Here is a 19,281-nt window from a genome sequence, read left to right as displayed (position 1 = left end):
ACGAATTTAATATAAAACACTATCGGGAATGTAAATTAAGAACTACCATGCTTCCTTTAATCCTTTTTTCAAAGCATTATTATACTTTTCCTGATCAAAACTATAGAGGTTTGGTGTGCGGTGCGCGCCTCCCTTGCGTCCTTCATCGTGTTTAATAAAAATATCATAAGCCAGCATTTTACGTTGGAAATTACCCCTGCTCAATGGTTTATTGAGCAGAGTTTCGTAAAGGCGCTGCAGCTCGGGCATGGTAAACTGTTCGGGAAGCAGGCTATAGCCTATCGGTTTGTAGTTTAACTGAAACCGCATGGTATTCAGGGCTTCCTGATAAATTTTAGCATGATCCATCATCATCTCAGGCAATTCATTCACATCTTTCCATTCACAAGCCACAGAGATCTCATCTACAACGGGTATAATCTGTTCATAATCTACCAAAGCATAATAACCTACGGAAAGGAAACGCTGGCGGAACCAGATATTTTCTGGCATATAATGTAAATCACTTTCCGACCGGCCAAGTTCGCCAAAGGTTTTAAACTGCTCGAGAAAAACCTTTTCCGCCCCTGTGCGTTCCTGAAGAATGCTTTTCGCAGCTTCATCCAGATCCTGATCGTGACTTAAGTAACCCCCTGGTAAACCCCATTTGTTTTGCCCCTTCATTTTAATGAGTAGCACCTTGAGTGTATTGATATGAAATCCAAAAACCACACAATCGATTGATATGTGCGGCAGGTGCGTTTGATAGAAGGTTTCACTTCTTCGCTCAAATACAGAAAGGTCATCCATACAACAAAAGTATAAATTTATTTTTCCAGCCAAACCATTTGTGTAAAGGCACCATTCGCAGCGATGTCCCAGGCCTCTACCCTTACCCACTTTCTGTTGGTAAGATTAACAGGCCAGCTGAAAGTCTCTTTACCAAATGCCTGGGTATGGTTCAGCTTTATATGTTCGCGGTATACTTTCTCACCATCACCAGAAACAATTTCAACGAAACTTAGCGGGAATGTCCAGCTCAGTTCCATTTTCACAGATGTTTTTGCAGCGTCCAGCCTTAACGTTTCTCCTGCCCCTTTGCCGTTAATGGTAAAAGAGGGAATGAGTACTTCGCCGGTGGAAACAAAAAACTTCCCGTTTCTGACCGCATCAAGTACCGGCTGCCAACCATTTTTGTAGCTGGGTACCTTATCTAACTGCAGATAGTTGACGTTCAGGTGCGCATACATTTCATTTTGATGGGTAACCGTAAAAATATCCGCTTCGGAAATTATATGTTTTTTCAATCCCCAATTCGCCATGTCATCCATCAGGTTGAGTACACGTTTACTTAACGTCGGGAGCGACAAATCGCCGGGGATTGCTTTCCAGGCTGCACCCATAAAAGTTTCTGATTTAAAAAAATCTTCATTTTTATATTTATCCGGATATCCTGTTGATGCCTTGGTACGGGCGTGAGCAGTCCATGCAAGTCCTTTTTCCATTTCCAGCAGTTTCAACATTTCTTCCTGAGTGCCTACATGGTATACTTTACCAAACCGGGGATCGTTCATTAAAAAAGGCTGATTTTCTTTTTTCGACATCACCCAATAAACTGGTTTTGGAAAAAAAGCCAGCCAGTGCCCCCCATAAAAGTTATTGGCTTCTTCTCCCGGCAACAGCAAAAAGTTCTGATCTGATAAACGCTCGGTTTGCCTGAAAAGGGCGTCAAGTTCTTTTAAACGGGTAGAATCCGGACCTTTGGGATGTCCCGGTCCATGAAACTCAGCCAGTTTAACGATATCGAGCCCTGCTTTCTTTAAAACATCCACAAATTCAGGCTTTTCAGGCACCGGTTTACCACTTAATACCACATCTGATATGAATTCATTATGGAAATGGCTGGCCATGGTTTTGTACCCTGGCAAAGGCTGGTAGGAATCATTATGAGTAAACTTCTTTACCTCAGCGAGTGCAAACTCTGCCTTTTGCGTACTAAGCAGGCAGAAAAAGTTGAGGCGTTGTTTCGTTTTCGGAGGTGCATTAAACCAGGGAACATAGCGCTTATCGCCTAATGGATCCTGTCTGATTCCGATACCATATCCGGGAATAAGGCCGAGATAGTTATTGCCTTTCCAGTTAAACTTCAGATTGAAAGCCTCATCAAGCGGATAAAAATACTGATGCGGTGCAGGAAAAACAGCAATACTGCCACCCTGATTCTCCCCAATCACCGTGCGGTATTTTACTTCGAGGTTTTTACTTTCATCAGCATTTGATGCCGCCTCCCGTTGAAACTGATCATGCACATCGCTCCAGGCTACATTCTTCCATACATCCGTTTTTGTCACCAGCCCTGCATCATATAAAATTGCGGTGGAGTCTTTTTCCGTTGCCATTACTGCTGCAACATTAAACATTGGACTGCCATTATAAAATGTAATTTCCAGGTTCCCGTTGAAAATGGAAGACTCGAGTGCAGAAATGGTTACAATCGTTTGAGCGCCACTACTGGTTACCACCGCATTACCTTTATTAAATGTTATGGCATTTGTAGTATAAGGCCTGGTTGGTACGCGATCAAAGAAAACATCCCAACCACCACTCGATGGACTCAGTGTTCTGCTCCCAACCCTTAGTATGAATGCCGGATCAAGCTTAGCGGCTACTTGCTGATAAGTACCATGGGTACCGATAGCCAGACTGGTGAACAGCGGATTGTTCTGGTTAAGGTCTATGATCGCCCTCCCGGTTTTGCCGGCCCCGGCCGGCCATGTCAAAGTTAGTACGCTCCCCTTTGCCACCACCGATGCACCATTTTTCTTTAGCAGTTTCAAATCGATGGATTGCTGCGCATAGGAAAAGGCACCACAACAAATAAATACCAGGATCAGCAGTTTTTTCATAGGTGATTAGATTTGGTTAGAAATTAGGTAAAATGATTTAGTAGACAGAACGAACCTGTTTAATCGCCCTAATATAAGCGCTGTTCATTATTATTTTTATTTGATTTGAAATTAAAGAATATTTACCTTGTAACATTATTGTGAATTAATCCTCAGATCATGCACCCCATACTCATTCGAAACAACGTAAAAATTCTCGGCGAAGGCACTCAGGTAATTATTTTTGCACACGGTTTTGGCTGTGCACAAAATTCATGGAAATTCATGACGGACGCTTTTCTCGAAGATTATAAGGTAGTTTTATTTGACTATGTGGGTTCCGGAGAATCTGACATAACACAATATGATCATTACAAATATTCTACATTAGATGGCTATGCGAGTGACGTTGTAGAAATTATTGAAGCGCTTAACCTGAAAGATGTGATTTTTGTAGGGCATTCGGTGAGCAGTATGATTGGTATGATTGCCGCCTTGCAAAAACCAGAAGCCTTTCAAAAGCTGGTATTTATAGGTCCATCGCCAAAATATATGAATGACGGCGAATATATAGGAGGATTTGAAGCCGGCGATATACAAACTATTTTCAATTCAATTGAAGAAGATTATGCCGGATGGGCCAGAGGAATTGCTCCTGTTGTAATGGACAAGGCATACCCCCCCGGGCTTTCTAACTTTTTACAGGAATGCCTTGAGGAAACTGAACCCAGCATTGCATTGGCATTTGCAATGGCTACGTTTAAAACCGACTGCCGGGATAAATTAAAGCACCTGACGGTTCCAAGTTTAACGCTGCAAAGCAGGTCGGACATTATGGCTCCGCTTTCAGCGGGGGATTTTATTCATCAGAATACACCTCACAATTTCCTGGTGGTGATGCAGGCTACCGGCCACTTCCCGCATATCAGTGAACCAGAAGAAACCATCAGGGAAATTAAAGCATTTATAAAGACTAACGGGCCTACTTTGACGAGCAGGATTTATGCCTGAAAATCCTCTTTTCTAAATCTTAGTCTTTTCTTTTTGCTGATAAGCTGTTCATTTTGTGAACAGCTTCTTATTTTTACCTCCAATTATACTGGCATATTTATTTTTTTAACTAAAAAATACCTTTTGTTCAAGGTATAGTTTGTTGTAAATTCTTTTCGAACCAACATGCAAATTACGTATAATCAACACCTTACAACCATTTCAATCAAAGTATTGTCAAAAATACAATAAGACACAACTCATAAGAATATCCTGTGTGAATAGAAAATGAACAAAATGAATATTTACTACTTTTGTCGAAAACCAAGGTGAAATACCCTTCGTATATATGCGCACAAACTTGAAAAAGTAGTAGTATTAGAAAGACATTTTATACCAGATTTGACAAATTATTTAACACAAAAAATGAACACCATTAAAACACTTTTATTAACCTCTCTAAGCATTTTCACCATTGTAACTTCAAACGCACAAAGCTTCAAAGAGCCTGTTGCATTTAAACTAAAGAACGGAATGAACATCATTGTTTCAGAAAACACCCGTTCGCCAAAAGCATATGCAAGCTTCACTTTAGATGCTAAAGATTTCGAAGGTAAAAAAGCTGGTGTTGTAGAATTATTAAATGCTGTTTTAAACGAAAACGTAGCCAAAAATTCAAATATCTCATTCAAAGATAATAGCGGTAAACTAGCTGTTGCTACAGCAAATTTAGATGAAGCACTTTCAGCTATGGCTGCATTGATTCAACACGCAAGCATCAACCAACAAAACTTCAATACTGCAAAAGCAAAATTATTAACCAGCATAAAAGCTAAAGATTATGATTACGACCAGTTAGTAAATGAAGAATCGATCAGCGCTTTAAGCCTTTCAGATGTAAAAGCATTTTATGCTGAGGTTTCTCCAGAGAAAACATATCTGACAATTGCTGGTGATGTGGAGTTAAACAATGCTAAAGCTTCAGCTAAAAAAGCATTTGGCAACTGGGCAACCTATTCAAACCAAGAGTCGTCTATCCTTACAAAATAAGTAAGGAAATTTTTAATACCAGCCTCCTGATTAACCCGGGAGGCTTTTTTTATGCTTAAAAAGTTACAAACCTAATGAACTGCTTTCTACTTATTCAGGTATATTAGGGCATCAATTTCCCTTCCACATGAGAAAAACCTTATTTGTATTACTTGTCAGTTCATTTGCCGCAGTAAGTCTTCAGGCACAAACCATTATCAATCGTGATGCTGATATTGAAAAGATGGTCAAGTCTGTTCATCAGGATTCATTAAAATCATATATCTCGAAAATGGTAGCTTTTGGAACCAGAAGTACATTAAGTGATATCAAAAGTAAAACGAAAGGAATAGGTGCCGCAAGGAATTGGGTAGTCGGCAAATTTAATCAGTTTGCAAAACAGAGCGACGGACGGTTAATTGCTTATCTGGACACTACTACATTTAAACCTGACGGAAAGCGCGTAGACCAGTCTACTCTACTGGGCAATGCCGTTGCCGTACTTAAAGGAAGCGACACCAACGACAAACGTGTTTATGTGGTTAGCGGCCACCTTGACAGCCGTGTAACGGATGTAATGAACAGAACCAGTGATGCACCGGGGGCCAATGACGATGGTAGTGGCGTTGCAGGGGTGATTGAAGCCGCGAGAATCATGAGTCAATACCAGTTTTCGGCAACCATCATTTTTGTTGCGGTGAGTGGTGAGGAGCAATCACTCCTGGGATCGGGATTTATGGCAGATAAAGCTAAAAAAGAAGGCTGGAACGTAGATGCCATGCTAAATAACGACATGATCGGAAGTAACAATAGCAGTGAAACCCAAATTATAGACAATACACGTCTTCGGGTTTTCAGCGAGGGCTTACCTGCTTATGAACTGGATAAAAATGCGAAAGCCATTCGCCAGTTTGGACTGGAGAATGACGGCAAAAGCCGCCAGCTGGCCCGCTACGTAAAAGAAACAGGTGAGAGATACGTAGATCAGCTTGAGGTAAAACTGATTTACAGAAACGACCGGTTCTTGCGCGGCGGAGATCATACACCCTTCGTTGAAAACGGATTCACTGCGGTGAGGATTACTGAAATGAACGAAAATTTCGAGCATCAGCACCAGGATCTGAGAACTGAAAAAGGTGTGCGTTACGGCGACCTGCAGGAGTTTATGGATTTTGAATACCTGCGAAAAAATACAGCAGTAAATATTGCGGTATTGGCTAATCTGGCTAAAGCCCCGTCGGCACCTTCTGAAGTAAAAATTGACGTTAAAAACCTCAGCAACTCATCATATTTATACTGGAAGGCACCCGCAAATGGAACCGCAAAGGGTTATTATGTTTTAATGCGTGAAACCAGCAGCCCTGTTTGGGAGAAGAAATTTTATACCACAGCTACTGAATTAAAAATCCCTTACAGTAAGGACAATTATTTATTTGCAGTACAAAGTGTTGGCAACGGGGGCAATGAAAGTTTGCCGGTTGTACCGGGTATCGGCCGCTAAAACATTCGTTTCAAACCGGTGTTTTATGCTAAATTTACAGCATGAAGTTTAAACCATTAGCGTTTATTATTAATATCGCCATTCCCCTGGCTATAGGCGCATTAGGCGGGTGGGCGACAGCCCAATCTGTTAAAACCTGGTACCCTACGTTAAATAAACCTTCATTCAATCCTCCAAACTGGCTCTTTGCCCCGGTATGGACCAGTTTATATATCCTGATTGGTATAGCTGCTTATCTGGTATGGACTGAGCGTAGCAAAATCGCCCATTTCCCCAGAACGGTAGCCATTTATTTTATTCAGCTTATCCTGAATCTTGCCTGGTCTTTTATCTTCTTCTACCTCCATGAAGTAGGCTTTGCTTTGGCTGAAATCCTCCTTTTGCTCATCGTAATCGTGGTCAACGGATTGATGTTCTTTAAAATTAATAAATGGGCCGGACTGATTTTTATCCCTTACCTTCTTTGGGTAAGTTTTGCCACTTTTTTAACATATAACATCTTCATATTAAATTAATTTTAGAATAAAAGCCCTATTTTTAGGGAGTGTTAATATTCAAAAGATTTTTGCTGATCCTTTTCGTGCTGTGCTGTACCCGATTGCAGGCGCAAAAGGTTGGCCTTGTGTTTAGTGGCGGAGGCGCTAAGGGACTCGCACATATTGGCACATTGAAAGCGCTTGAAGAAAATAAAATCCCCATCGATTATATTACAGGAACCTCAATGGGCGGTATCGTCGGCGCCATGTATGCAGCGGGCTACTCCCCTGCTGAAATCGAAAAAATAGCCTTGAGCAACGACTTTCAAAACTGGGTAAACGGACGATACACCAGTGATTACACTTTTTTCTTTCAGAAGAATGCGCCCAATGCCTCCATGCTTACTGCCAAGGTTGCCATTGATACGGGATTTCATTTTAGTTTCCGCTCTAATCTCATTAATGATATCCCGCTAAACTTTGCGTTCCTGGAATTGTTCTCCCAGGCATCAGCAGTTTCTAAAGGGAATTTCGACCATCTCTTTGTTCCTTATCGTTGCATGGTAGCTGATGTGCTGTCGCAAAAAAGCATTACAGTAAGTAAAGGTAATCTTGCAGAAGCCGTTCGCGCAACCATGACCGTGCCGATTATCTACCGCCCGATAAAGCTTGATGGAAAATACGTTTTCGATGGCGGTCTTTATAATAACTTCCCTGCAGATGTAATGGATAGAGACTTCAAGCCCGATTACATCATTGGGGCTAATGTATCATCCAAAACCTACAATGAATACCCTAAAAACATCGATGACCGCTTGATGAACCGGTTTCTGGTTTACATGTTCCTGTCCAAATCAGATTCTACCATGATTGGTAAAAACGGGGTTTATATCCAGCCTGATTTGGCTGATTATAGTGTAACCAATTTTGCCCCTGTGGCTGAGTTAATAAAAAAAGGCTACGATGCAGCCATGGCCGATATGCCGCGTATAAAAGCGCTGATCAAAAACCGTGTCGATCCCGAAGCACTTGAACTCAAACGTGCTGAGTTTAACCGCAAAAAGCCCGACCTGAAATTCAGCAACATTATAGTTTCAGGTGTAAATGATCAGCAGAAAAGATATGTGGAACGGCTGTTTAAGAGCGATAAAACCAGCTTCGATCTAGAAGATATTAAAAGGGCCTATTACAAGCTAGTGGCCGACCAGACTTTCGAAACTGTTTATCCTAAAATTACTTATCAGCCAACTACCGACAGTTACACTTTTGAAGTAGTGGCCCAACCAAAAAAGAGTTTTAAGCTTGAATTAGGGGGGAATATTTCAACAAGACCGGTAAGCAATGTATTCCTGGGCGCCGAGTACAATTATTTGAACCGTAAAGCTTATACATTTGGCACCAGCTTTTATTCCGGACGTTTCTATGAATCGGTGCAGGTAAATGGCCGGGTAGATTATCCAACCAGGCTCCCGATATTTCTGGCTGCCGAGCTCACCTATAATCACTGGAATTTTTATAACACCAGTCAGATTTTTATCGAGAATCCCCACCCGATGTATATCGAGCAATCGGACAGGAAAATTGACCTGATGGCAGGCTTCCCTTTAAATTATAATACAAAGGTTGTACTTCATTCCTCCTTTATCAACAACATGGACCACTATAGCCCTAACAATACGTTTGGGGTTGGTGATGTACTTGATCAGACTGTATTCAATGGTTTCAGAGGTTCCGTTAACCTGGAGAAAAACTCACTCAACAGAAAGCAATATGCCACTAACGGACAAAGCTTTTCATTAAGCTTTAATTATACTACAGGCCGTGAGAATTATGACCCGGGCAATATTTTCCGTTCTACCCCAGGCTATAAAAAGGCACCTGGTTTTAGCAGACTGCATCACTGGGGAAGTATCAAGCTGAGTCAGGAAAACTATTTTTTCCACCTCAGGAAATACACCCTGGGCTACCTGATAGAAGGTGTAATTTCTAACCAACCTTTGTTTGGAACTTACTACGGCACGCTGTTAACAGCACCGGCATTCTATCCGCTGCAAGATAGCCGTTCATTATTCCTTGATAAATTCCGCGCAACCACCTATGCTGCCGGTGGAATAAAAAACATCTATAATATCAGAAAAAATTTCGACTTTAGACTGGAAGGTTATTTATTTTTACCTCACAAAGAATTTGAGTTAACAAATCTTCAGGAGGTAGATTATGCAAAGGCCATTACTAAACTTCGCTACGCCGCCACTGCCGGTTTGGTTTACCATACGCCTCTTGGTCCGGTTAGCTTCAGTTACAACCTGTATAATGATGCAGTTAAAAGAAATGGTGTATTATTGCACATTGGTTATTTAATTTACAATAAACGTTCACTTGAATGAGAAAGATATACGTCTTGATTGCTTTTTGCTTAATTGTTTTTTCTGCAGGCGCCCAAAATGCAGCCATCAACAATTTTTTGGTTAAAGAAAATCTGTTAAAGAACAACAAACTCGCGATCATAGCGGCAGACTCTTTGAATGTGCCTAATGAGAACATCAATGGCAGCTACACCTTTAGCGTAAGTGGCTTTACCCAGATTTTGAAGTTTAACGATGGGATTGCTGTTCTACCTTTGCCGATAGCTAAATCGACTTTTGTATATATTAAACACCAGAATGATTTGGGTACACATAGCAAACTGGTTTATGTATATAAAAAGGATGCCGACCTGAGCCCCTATGCTATTAACAGCCTGTGGCTTTTCATCATTCCAATTGCGCTGGTTATCATCGCGTTTGCCTTTAGGAAGCTGATCATCTTCGTTGTAATTGCCTTTCTGGTGTTTGTGTATTTCAACCACAGCGCAGGATTAAATCTCGGCACCTTTTTCGAAAGTATATTCGACGGACTGAAAAGCCTGTTCTGACCGGCCGCCTAAAACGGCATGCCTATACCGAAATTATACTGCACAAAGCGATACGTATCGGGACCGTGTGTGGCATTGTAGGTGTTTTTAAAGTCGCGTGCACCACCAATAAACTTTCCAACCACCCATTGTTCAGATCCGCTAAACTGAGGGTCCTTAAGTTTTAATCCAACGTCGAACCTGAATACAAAATACTGCACATCATATCTCAGGCCAAGCCCTGTACCAATGGCTACCTGTTGAGCCAGTTTACTTAGTCTGAACATTTTCTCTTCGGCATACAAATCATCCGCATCTTTAGACAGGTTCCAAACATTTCCCATATCTAAAAATGCTGCCCCTTTGAGGCTTGCTCCAAAAAACTTGCTCGTGATTAAGTACCTGTATTCCAGGTTGGCCTCCAGCCGCAAGTCTCCTAACTGATCTAAACCAAAAACTGCTTTCCTTTCTTCATCCGAACCTAAAACCGCTCTGTTATAATTTCCTGGGCCAAGGGTTCTCGCCTGCCAGGCCCTTACACCACTCGATCCCCCAGCAAAGAATTTCTTTTCAAATGGAATGGTAACCGAATTGCCATAAGCATACCCAATACCGGTATTTAACCGGGCAACAAACTGCCTGTTTCCACCCAGGTGTTTATACCAGCGGATATCAATTTCCGGACGTACATACTGGTTGTAGGGTAGACCGAAAATCGTTCCGTAATCCCGTTGGGTACTATCTCCATTAATAAAGTTATTGGGATTATGGCGATTGCCTCCGATTCTTGAAATGGCCTGAAGCATATTACCAGCCAAATCAATATTTCCCCTGAAATAAACAAAGCTTCTCAGCTGCTGAAGTTTATCTGCGTTTAATGAATAAGTATACTTGATGCCCAGCGTCAAATCCTTTCTACCCAACAGATCAATGTAATACTGATTGTTTAACAGGGTGTTTAAATCAATGTTCTCGGTTTGAAGATTACCGAAACGGTACTCAAAATTCAACGGCGTTAAAGAGTGTAGCTTCGACTTGGTTTCTACCCAATCGTAGGTGATGGAATTGATTAATATCCGACGCGTTAAAATATCCTTCTGCAGGGCGTAAATGTAACTGGATGAGAAAGTGGTATGTGGCATTCCGTTTCCACCCAGAACAGGGTTATAAAATGGTATCAGCAACCGTGGTACTGTAATACTGGCACTAACAGAGAAATCGCGCTGATAAATATCCTTAAAGGGCGAAGTCCCTCCCCCTATACGCGATTGTAAACCGCCCTTAACCTGAAGCTCAAAACGTTCGGCCCCTCGGAAAAAGTTGTTATTGGTATAGGTATTACTTAAGTTGAAACCTACCGTACCGCCGTTAAACGGAATCTCTCCCTCTACCCTGTTGCTCATTACTTTTTGAGGGGTCAACAGGATAATCGTATTGACCTTATTTGAAGTACTGTCCCTTCTATAATAATCAATCTTTACATTCTTAAAGATATTAAGTTCATATAAACGATCGTAAGTTAAATTTTCGTTTCGGATATCATATAATTCTCCCTGTTTCAGGAAGTCATATCTTACAATCGGGTTCCTGCGATACCGGCGGGAAAAGTCAGTATAAATAATACCATTTACGGTATCCTTACTCAACTTATATCGTGCTGAATCAGGCAATCCGTCAGGATTTGGGGCAATGAGCAGGTGCGTATAACCAATGTAAAACTGTTTGTGCGGACCATTTGCCGGGTCGGTAACGTTCAGGTTCAGATCAATTTTATTGGTTTTGGAACTGGCCTCAGCGCCATACACATCGAAATTAACATAAGGCCTCAGGAAATAAAAATATCCGTTCTCCTTCATTAACTTGTAAATCTGTTCGCGCTCATAAGAAAGTGAATCCTCATCATACTGTGCACCTACGCGTAAATGTGTTAATCCAGGTTTGTTCGACTCATAAAGTGCTTTGATATTTTTGTTAGGTATAGAATCACCTAACTTATCTATGAAATAAGCGGGTCCGGGTTTTGCACTGAACCTTACTTCGGCCTTTTTATTGGCTACTTTGATATCAGAAGTTACCTGCGCCTGAAAATATCCCTTACTCTTTAAAAATTTTTGAATCTGGGTTCTGGAAATCTCCACTAAAGTACTATCCAGAATGGCAGGCGGGGTACCGAAAGGCTTAATGTCACTTGTTTTATACCTGCCGTCTTTTGTATTGAAAAGGTTGTAAAGCGGCACGTTAATACTGTAGTTTGATGCCGGACGGATATCTTTCTGAACATAATTGTAAGCCTGTTCTTCAAACTTCTTATCCACACTGTCTATCGTAACCTTTTTTACAATGGATTGGTAATCTGCTATGTATTTAGTTGATGAACAAGCCTGTATTAAAACAATAATAAATAGTAATATTGCAGTGCTTTTCAGTTTAATATTTATTAAGTATTGGTATGCTTTCAAAGTCTCAGATTAGTTTTATTAAGTCTTTACATCAAAAAAAATATCGCAAAGAACATGGTTTATTTTTAGTTGAAGGTATTAAATCCATTAAAGAATTTATACAATCCAGCTATCAGATTCATTCCATATTTTACAACAGCGAACAAGCCAATTTGTTACCCAAATTGCCTGCAAATATAAACTTATTTGAAGTAAACAACGCTGAATTAGGGAAGATTAGTACATTACAAACCCCGCAAGGATTTTTAGCAGTAATTCATACCCGGGAAAATAAGGAACTGAGCCTGCAGCAACTCAAAAACCGGTTTACATTGGTTTTAGATGGCGTACAGGATCCTGGAAATATGGGGACAATTATCAGGACAGCAGATTGGTTTGGTTTTCAGAACATTGTCTGCTCCGAAGATTGCGTGGAAGTTTTTAATCCAAAGACAGTTCAGGCCACTATGGGCTCTTTGGCTCGGGTAGAAATTTACATAGAAAACCTGAGCAACTTTCTTGATCGCAGTCAGATTCCCGTATTTGGCGCCTTGTTAAATGGAGAATCCATCTATCAGATCGCCTGGGGTACCGAAGGCCTCGTGATTTTAGGTAATGAGGGGAAAGGAATTTCGCCGGAAATCATAAAGAAAATAAACAAACCGGTTACGATTCCGAGATTTGGAGAGGCAGAGTCGTTAAATGTTGCGGTGAGTGCCGCAATCTTTTGTTCTGAATTAGTGCGAGTTAAAAATTAAACCAAGAATAATTAAGATATTATTTGCGGGCTAAGTTATAATTGCTATTTTTGCAACCTTGAATTTCAAGGTCGAGTGGCCGAGTGGCTAGGCAGAGGTCTGCAAAACCTTCTACAGCGGTTCGAATCCGCTCTCGACCTCCATTTGTACAAAATAAAATAATAAAAGGTTATTACCATGGCAGTTACCAGATTAAAAAGAAAAGACAGAAGAAATAAAAATACAGCTCACCAAGAGGTAGCATTTTTAAAAAGAGCAACTAACATCGAGTTAGGAAGCCGTTCTGCACAACCTAAAAACGATCAATTAGCTAAAAACAATGCTGTTTTAGCTGGCTTGGCAAAATAGTTTTTAGATATTCTTCTAAAGAATTTAAAGCATCCTTCTGATCAAAGGATGCTTTTTTTATGCGTTTAGTTTTAATACATATTGCCTGGCCGACTGTTTCAGGGCGAACTGATGAGATAGTAATATTCAGGAAACGTTACCTGGGAATGGGAACTGTAACTTTGATAAGCCCGATTTTATTAAACCAGGGCTTTACAGATCGATCTGATCAGGCCAGGACCTTCATAAATGAAACCTGTATACAACTGAACCAGACTGGCTCCGGCATCTAGTTTTTCCTGTGCATCTTCAGCGGAATGAATCCCTCCTACGCCGATAATCGGAAAAGCTTTATCAGATTTATCAGAAAGATATTTAATAACCTCGGTAGAACGCTCTTTAACGGGTTTACCACTTAATCCACCGGTTTCTTCAGCCAGGCTTTTTCCGGTTGCAAGCTTTTCTCTGCTGATGGTTGTATTGGTCGCAATAATGCCCGCAATATTGGTTTCGGCCACAATTTCGATGATATCATCCAATTGTGCATCAGTTAAATCAGGCGCAATTTTCAATAAAATTGGACGGGATATATCGTTTTTACGATTACGTTGCTGTAAGGTATTCAGAATTTTTTTGAGCGGTTCTTTTTCCTGCAGTTCGCGCAAGCCAGGCGTATTAGGCGAACTCACATTCACGACAAAATAATCAACCACATCAAATAACCTGTCGAAGCATCTGATATAGTCGCTCACCGCATCTTCGTTTGGCGTAGCCTTATTTTTTCCGATGTTACCCCCCACAACAATCTCGGGATGTTTATCTTTAAGCAAACGTAAACGTTCTGCCATTACATCTACGCCTTTATTGTTAAAGCCCATCCGGTTGATTAAAGCCTCGTCATTAGGCAAGCGAAACATACGGGGTTTATCATTACCTGGCTGGGGCATTGGGGTTACTGTACCCACTTCGATAAAACCAAAGCCAAGGTTACTCAAAGCTTCTACATACTCGCCGTTTTTATCAAAACCTGCCGCCAAACCAACAGGATTCCGAAACTTAATCCCGAAAACTTCTTTCTCCAAGCCCTTGATGTGAACATCAAAACTGCTTCGGATGATTGTTTTACCCAGCGGAAACTTGTCGTTAAACCATTTTAACCGTTTAACAACGAAATAATGAACGTTTTCAGGGTCAAACTTAAAGAAGATTGGTTTAATGATGCGATACATGCAACGAAGATAGATAAAAAATAGAAAATGTGAAATGGATTACGCCCCAGCGTTTCCATCTCACATTTTCTATTTTACCTGATTTTAATACGCGGCAGTAAACTGCTCCTGGTGGTGGGCATTGTTTTCAAGTTCATCGGCAAGTACGATTGATAAATCTTCCACTGATAAAATAGAACGACCTTCCTCATTGAAAACAGGTGAAGTTTTACCTAAACGGTATTTACCTGTACGTCCGATAGTGATACCAGGATGCATTTCAATCGCCGGACTAAAAAATAACCAGTCCAGTTCTTTTTCTTGTTTCAAAGTGTTAAAATAATCCCTTACAGCTGATGCGCCGGGATAAATTTCTGCAGGAAACTGAGGACCATCAACCAGTTGATTCCCATCAATTTGTAATGTACCTGCACCACCAATAAAAATATAACGTTTAACGCCCGAGGCTTTAACGGCTTTCTGTATGGCTTCAGCACCGGCAACAGTATCGTTATAAAGATTTGGATTAGTCCAGCCAGCGTTAAATGCACTAATTACTGCATCAGCACCTTTCAAAGCTTCGGCAAGTTTATCCGTATCGAGCACATCTGCCGATACCTTTGTTACCTTCTGATCATCATTATCAATTTTATCAGTATCCCGCGCAATGGCGATTACATCATTTCCCCGGCTGACTAACTCGTTTAAAAGGGCTTTCCCCACGAAGCCCGAGGCTCCTATTAATGCTACTTTCATGTTGTTTATTTTATGATTAAATAATTGAATACTTATTGTAATGTATTTTGTTACAGTTTAGATTAAAAAAAATGTCACTTGAATTTTGCAGCAAAAGCTGCCAGTGTTTGTTTTGATAAACGATCAATTAATGCCTGCTCAGCATCAACATACAGCTCATCCAAATGCCGGTTAATCTGCCTTCCAATCGGGCACTTAGGATTTGGTTCATTTTTACTTTGGCCTAAAATATTGACATTCTTAACAGCCTTATACACCTCACCAAGGTTGATATCAGCAGCATTTTTAGCCAGGAACGACCCTCCCCCCTTTCCTTCTTTACTATCCACGAAGCCATGTTTCCGCAAATTCATAATTTCCTTGCGAACCAGAACAGGATTGATGTTAATGCTGCCCGCTAAAAAATCAGAGCTCACCATCTCCCCATTCGCATCTTCGAGCAAGGTAAGAATATGGAGGGATACCGGAAATCTGCTGCTATTCATTCTGTAATTATTTTTATTACAGTACAAAAGTAGATAAATTTTGATTAATTCAAAACAAAAAACAAAAAGTTTATGCAGGTGATGTATAAAAACATTAAAGCCACCCGGCTTCTATTTCATTTCTAACCCGAAAAAAGGCTTTTAAATTCGTACTTTTGCAGCCGAAATGATTTCAATAAATAATTTAACATTCCTGATTGGCTCAAGAGCCTTGTACGATGAAGCGAACTGGCACATTAAACCCGGCGACAGAGCCGGATTAATCGGCGCCAACGGAACAGGAAAATCAACACTATTAAAATTAATTGTAGGTGAATATGCACCAAGTTCGGGCACAATTTCCATGTCGAAAGACCTGAAAATCGGTTACCTGAACCAGGACTTACTTTCCTATGAATCGCACCATAGCATTTTGCACGTAGCCATGGAAGCTTTCGAGCGCCAGAACCAGCTGCATGATGAAATTGAAGAGTTACTGAAGAAAATTGAAACCGACTATAGTGAGGAGGTTTTGTACAAACTGAGTGATAAACAACAGGAGTTTGAGGCCCTTGATGGTTATAACATTGAGTACCGCGCAAATGAAATTTTAGCAGGTCTGGGTTTTAGTACTGCAGATCAGCACCGCCGGCTAAATACCTTTTCGGGAGGCTGGAGAATGCGGGTAATGCTTGCGAAAATTCTGTTGCAGAATCCGGATATCTTGCTGCTGGATGAGCCTACCAACCACATGGATTTACCATCGATTAAATGGCTGGAAAATTATCTGGCAGGTTTTGAAGGTGCCATTGTCATTGTATCTCACGATAGATATTTCCTGGATAAAATTGTTAACCGTACCGTTGAATCACGCAAAGGAAAACTTACCGTATATGCCGGAAACTATAGCTTTTATGTAGAAGAAAAAGCTTTACGTGGCGAAATACAGAAGGGTGAATTTAAGAACCAGCAAGCTAAAATTAAGCAGGAAGAGCGTTTAATTGAACGTTTCAAAGCAAAAGCATCGAAGGCAAAAATGGCGCAGTCGCGTATGAAGGCGCTCGATAAAATGGAGCGTATCGATGACGTTGATGATGAAAACCCTACCGTTAATTTCAGCTTCAAATTTACAAAACCTTCAGGCCGTCACGTAGTGCGTATAGAACATGCCACCAAGCACTACCCTAACGTACATATTTTAGAAGATGCTGAAGCGGTAATCGAAAAAGGCGATAAAATTGCATTGATCGGAGCCAATGGTAAAGGTAAATCTACGCTTTTGAGAATGATTGCAGGTACAGAAAAATTCGACGGATTTTGCGAAACCGGCCATAACGTAACCACTACTTTCTTTGCGCAGCACCAGTTGGAATCTTTGCACCTGGGTAACTCCATCCTCGAAGAACTACAGGCATTTGCACCTAAACACAGCGACACTGAATTACGTAGTATTTTAGGATGCTTCCTGTTTACCGGCGATGATGTTTTCAAAAAAATCAAAGTACTTTCAGGTGGTGAAAAATCGCGTGTGGCTTTGGCCAAGTCATTAACTACAGATTCAAACTTCCTGATTCTGGATGAGCCAACCAACCACCTTGATATTCAGTCGGTAAATATTTTAATTCAGGCTTTAGACCAATTCGAGGGTACTTTCATTGCAGTATCTCACGATAGGTACTTCCTGGATAATGTGGCCAACAAAATCTGGTTTATCGAAGGCGAAAAAATCAAACAGTATCCCGGTACTTATGAAGAATACGAAGAATGGAACAGCAAGCGTGAAATCCCCGTTTCAAAACCTATTCCGGTTAAATTGCCTGAAAAACCAAAAGAAAAAGAAGCCCCTAAGCCCACCAGCCCAAATACCGCTAATCAGTTAAAGAAATTAAATGATGAACTGAAAAAAGTGGAAACGGTGATTGCAGAGCAGGAGACAGCTATTAAAGATATAGAACTGGAACTTGCCAACGAACAGGTTTATAGTGATGCGGCTAAACTGGCAGAAGCCAACAAGCGCTATCTTTCTGCAAAGCAGGATTTAGAAAGCAGTCAGGCCAAATGGGAAACACTAGCCACAGAAATTATGAAACTGGAAGGTTAATACCATTAGCCCGATATTCATATAAAAAAAGCCACAGAAATTCTGTGGCTTTTTTTATATCTTTTGAATACTGGCAATACGCTCCCAGGTTGCCGGCAATCAAAAGAAAATAACCTTTTTATCTCTGGTTATTATCCTGTAATTTTAACCATGCAAAAACTAATCGCAGTACTTCTGACCTTTACCTCTACCCTTTGTTTTGCTCAGCGGGATAAAATCTTCACTAATGATAATAAGATATATCTGCCGAACATTAAAACGGTGCTTTGCTATAATGCTACGAAAGAACAAAGCATTCCGTTAATCTTACTGAACTCATCTGAAACGATTGCTTTCTCTTTCGACGATCTTCTTGGGGGAACTAAGAACTACTGGTACAGCATAGAACATTGCACATCGGACTGGCAAACCTCGAGGATTTCAACAATGGACTATCTTCAGGGATTCGACAGCGACCGCATTATCAATTATAAATACTCATCGAACACAACCAGGAAATACACCCACTACGAACTGAGTTTTCCAAACACGCAGGTACAACCCAAAATTGGAGGAAATTATATTTTAAAGGTATATCTGGACGGAGACAAAAATCAACCCGTTATTTCTCAAAGGTTTTTTGTTGTTGAAAGTCAGCTTGCGGTAGCAGCAGAGCTTACCAATTCCATTCAGGTAGCTGACCGGAATACAAAGCAAAAAATCAACTTTACAATTAACCATTCTATATCCATCCCCAATCCTTACCAGGATTTGAAAGCAATAGTCATGCAGAACTTCGATCCCTATACCGCACAGATCAGTACAAAACCTGCATTTGTACGACCTAACCAATTGGTTTATAACGACGTGAATACAAATGATTTTTGGGGTAATAATGAATTTAGAAAATTTGATACCCGAAGCCTACGCTTTAAGGGGGCCAATGTCAAAGACATTTACCGTGACAATGAAACAGTAAATGTGATGCTTTTTCAGGATGCGGCATTAAACGGTAGTGCATTTGCGAACCAGTTCGATGAGAATGGAAATTTTTTCATCAGAAATACTGATGGCAGGGATGATAAAACTGAAGCGGAGTATATGGGTGTGCTTTTTACCCTGAATGCTACAGCGCCTGGTACAAATGGAGATGCATATGTAATCGGCCGATTCAACAACTATACACTGAGTCCAGAAAACAAATTAATATATGATGCCGGCAGAAAACAGTTTTACGGCAACATCATGTTGAAACAAGGCTTATACGATTACCAGTATGCCTGGTTTAATAAGGATACGAAAACCCTGGAAATGCAACCTTTTGAGGGCTCGTTTTTCCAGACGGAAAATAGCTACCAGATATTTGTCTATTATAAAAAACCCGGAGCGCGTTGGGAAACTTTAGTGGGATATACCAATTTAAGCAATAAGGTAACTGATCAGCGATAAAACCTTTTAGCTGACTCAATTTAAATAAAACCTAGTGTTTTTGTTACA

Annotated in this window: 16 protein-coding genes and 1 tRNA gene; 11 read left to right on the top strand and 6 right to left on the bottom strand. The window is 40.6% G+C overall.

Going from position 1 to position 19,281, the window contains the following annotated elements; genetic code table 11:
* Positions 1-42 precede the first annotated feature (42 nt).
* Entirely contained in the window at positions 43-789 is a 747-nt protein-coding gene (locus tag AC570I_RS13065) for an NUDIX hydrolase (RefSeq protein ID WP_047799574.1), read from the bottom strand.
* A gap of 17 nt (positions 790-806) precedes the next feature.
* A complete protein-coding gene (locus tag AC570I_RS13060; RefSeq protein WP_497405762.1) occupies positions 807-2,885 on the bottom strand; it encodes a CehA/McbA family metallohydrolase domain-containing protein in 2,079 nt (692 codons plus the stop codon).
* Between the two features lie 159 nt (positions 2,886-3,044).
* On the opposite strand from AC570I_RS13060, the gene AC570I_RS13055 reads away from it, so the two are divergent.
* The 6 genes from AC570I_RS13055 to AC570I_RS13030 all read left to right on the top strand — a co-directional run bounded on the left by AC570I_RS13055 (position 3,045) and on the right by AC570I_RS13030 (position 9,774).
* Positions 3,045-3,875, top strand: a complete 831-nt coding sequence (locus AC570I_RS13055; protein ID WP_497405761.1) for an alpha/beta fold hydrolase — start codon at positions 3,045-3,047, stop codon at positions 3,873-3,875.
* 405 nt (positions 3,876-4,280) lie between these two features.
* On the top strand, positions 4,281-4,904 hold the full coding sequence (locus tag AC570I_RS13050) for a peptidase M16 family protein (protein ID WP_497405760.1): 624 nt from the start codon (positions 4,281-4,283) through the stop codon (positions 4,902-4,904).
* Between the two features lie 127 nt (positions 4,905-5,031).
* The gene (locus AC570I_RS13045) at positions 5,032-6,384 is read left to right on the top strand and encodes a M28 family metallopeptidase (protein ID WP_497405759.1); all 1,353 of its coding nucleotides are present in this window, start codon (positions 5,032-5,034) and stop codon (positions 6,382-6,384) included.
* Between the two features lie 41 nt (positions 6,385-6,425).
* Positions 6,426-6,899: a TspO/MBR family protein gene (locus AC570I_RS13040; RefSeq protein WP_047799448.1), complete on the top strand. Its 474-nt coding sequence runs from the start codon at positions 6,426-6,428 to the stop codon at positions 6,897-6,899.
* Positions 6,900-6,928: 29 nt separating this feature from the next.
* Positions 6,929-9,247, top strand: coding sequence for a patatin-like phospholipase family protein (locus AC570I_RS13035; protein ID WP_497405758.1), 2,319 nt, complete (start codon positions 6,929-6,931; stop codon positions 9,245-9,247).
* Positions 9,244-9,774: a hypothetical protein gene (locus AC570I_RS13030; RefSeq protein ID WP_047799449.1), complete on the top strand. Its 531-nt coding sequence runs from the start codon at positions 9,244-9,246 to the stop codon at positions 9,772-9,774. Before AC570I_RS13035 ends, AC570I_RS13030 begins: the two co-directional genes overlap by 4 nt.
* Positions 9,775-9,782: 8 nt before the next feature.
* Here the strand turns inward: AC570I_RS13030 and tamL are convergent, their stop codons facing one another.
* On the bottom strand, positions 9,783-12,212 hold the full coding sequence (gene tamL, locus AC570I_RS13025) for a translocation and assembly module lipoprotein TamL (protein ID WP_497405757.1): 2,430 nt from the start codon (positions 12,210-12,212) through the stop codon (positions 9,783-9,785).
* On the opposite strand from tamL, the gene AC570I_RS13020 reads away from it, so the two are divergent.
* The 3 genes from AC570I_RS13020 to AC570I_RS13010 all read left to right on the top strand — a co-directional run bounded on the left by AC570I_RS13020 (position 12,203) and on the right by AC570I_RS13010 (position 13,297).
* A complete protein-coding gene (locus AC570I_RS13020) occupies positions 12,203-12,949 on the top strand; it encodes a TrmH family RNA methyltransferase (RefSeq protein ID WP_497405756.1) in 747 nt (248 codons plus the stop codon). The genes tamL and AC570I_RS13020 overlap by 10 nt on opposite strands.
* Before the next feature lie 69 nt (positions 12,950-13,018).
* Positions 13,019-13,092: transfer RNA gene (locus AC570I_RS13015), tRNA-Cys, on the top strand.
* 34 nt (positions 13,093-13,126) lie between these two features.
* A complete protein-coding gene (locus AC570I_RS13010) occupies positions 13,127-13,297 on the top strand; it encodes a hypothetical protein (protein WP_010602219.1) in 171 nt (56 codons plus the stop codon).
* Between the two features lie 179 nt (positions 13,298-13,476).
* Here the strand turns inward: AC570I_RS13010 and AC570I_RS13005 are convergent, their stop codons facing one another.
* From AC570I_RS13005 to AC570I_RS12995, 3 genes are all read right to left on the bottom strand, one after another.
* A complete protein-coding gene (locus tag AC570I_RS13005) occupies positions 13,477-14,505 on the bottom strand; it encodes a quinone-dependent dihydroorotate dehydrogenase (protein ID WP_497405755.1) in 1,029 nt (342 codons plus the stop codon).
* Positions 14,506-14,589: 84 nt separating this feature from the next.
* On the bottom strand, positions 14,590-15,240 hold the full coding sequence (locus AC570I_RS13000; protein WP_047799452.1) for an NAD(P)-dependent oxidoreductase: 651 nt from the start codon (positions 15,238-15,240) through the stop codon (positions 14,590-14,592).
* A 74-nt stretch (positions 15,241-15,314) separates the two neighbouring features.
* Positions 15,315-15,725 (bottom strand): Rrf2 family transcriptional regulator, encoded by a 411-nt coding sequence (locus AC570I_RS12995; protein ID WP_497405754.1) that lies wholly within the window; start codon positions 15,723-15,725, stop codon positions 15,315-15,317.
* Positions 15,726-15,891: 166 nt separating this feature from the next.
* On the opposite strand from AC570I_RS12995, the gene AC570I_RS12990 reads away from it, so the two are divergent.
* Both AC570I_RS12990 and AC570I_RS12985 read left to right on the top strand, forming a co-directional pair.
* A complete protein-coding gene (locus AC570I_RS12990; RefSeq protein ID WP_497405753.1) occupies positions 15,892-17,805 on the top strand; it encodes an ABC-F family ATP-binding cassette domain-containing protein in 1,914 nt (637 codons plus the stop codon).
* A 150-nt stretch (positions 17,806-17,955) separates the two neighbouring features.
* Positions 17,956-19,233 (top strand): type IX secretion system plug protein, encoded by a 1,278-nt coding sequence (locus AC570I_RS12985; RefSeq protein WP_497405752.1) that lies wholly within the window; start codon positions 17,956-17,958, stop codon positions 19,231-19,233.
* The last annotated feature ends 48 nt before the right edge of the window (positions 19,234-19,281 follow it).

This window comes from Pedobacter sp. A2324 (assembly GCF_059693705.1).
This window is presented reverse-complemented; position numbering and strand designations above follow the sequence as displayed.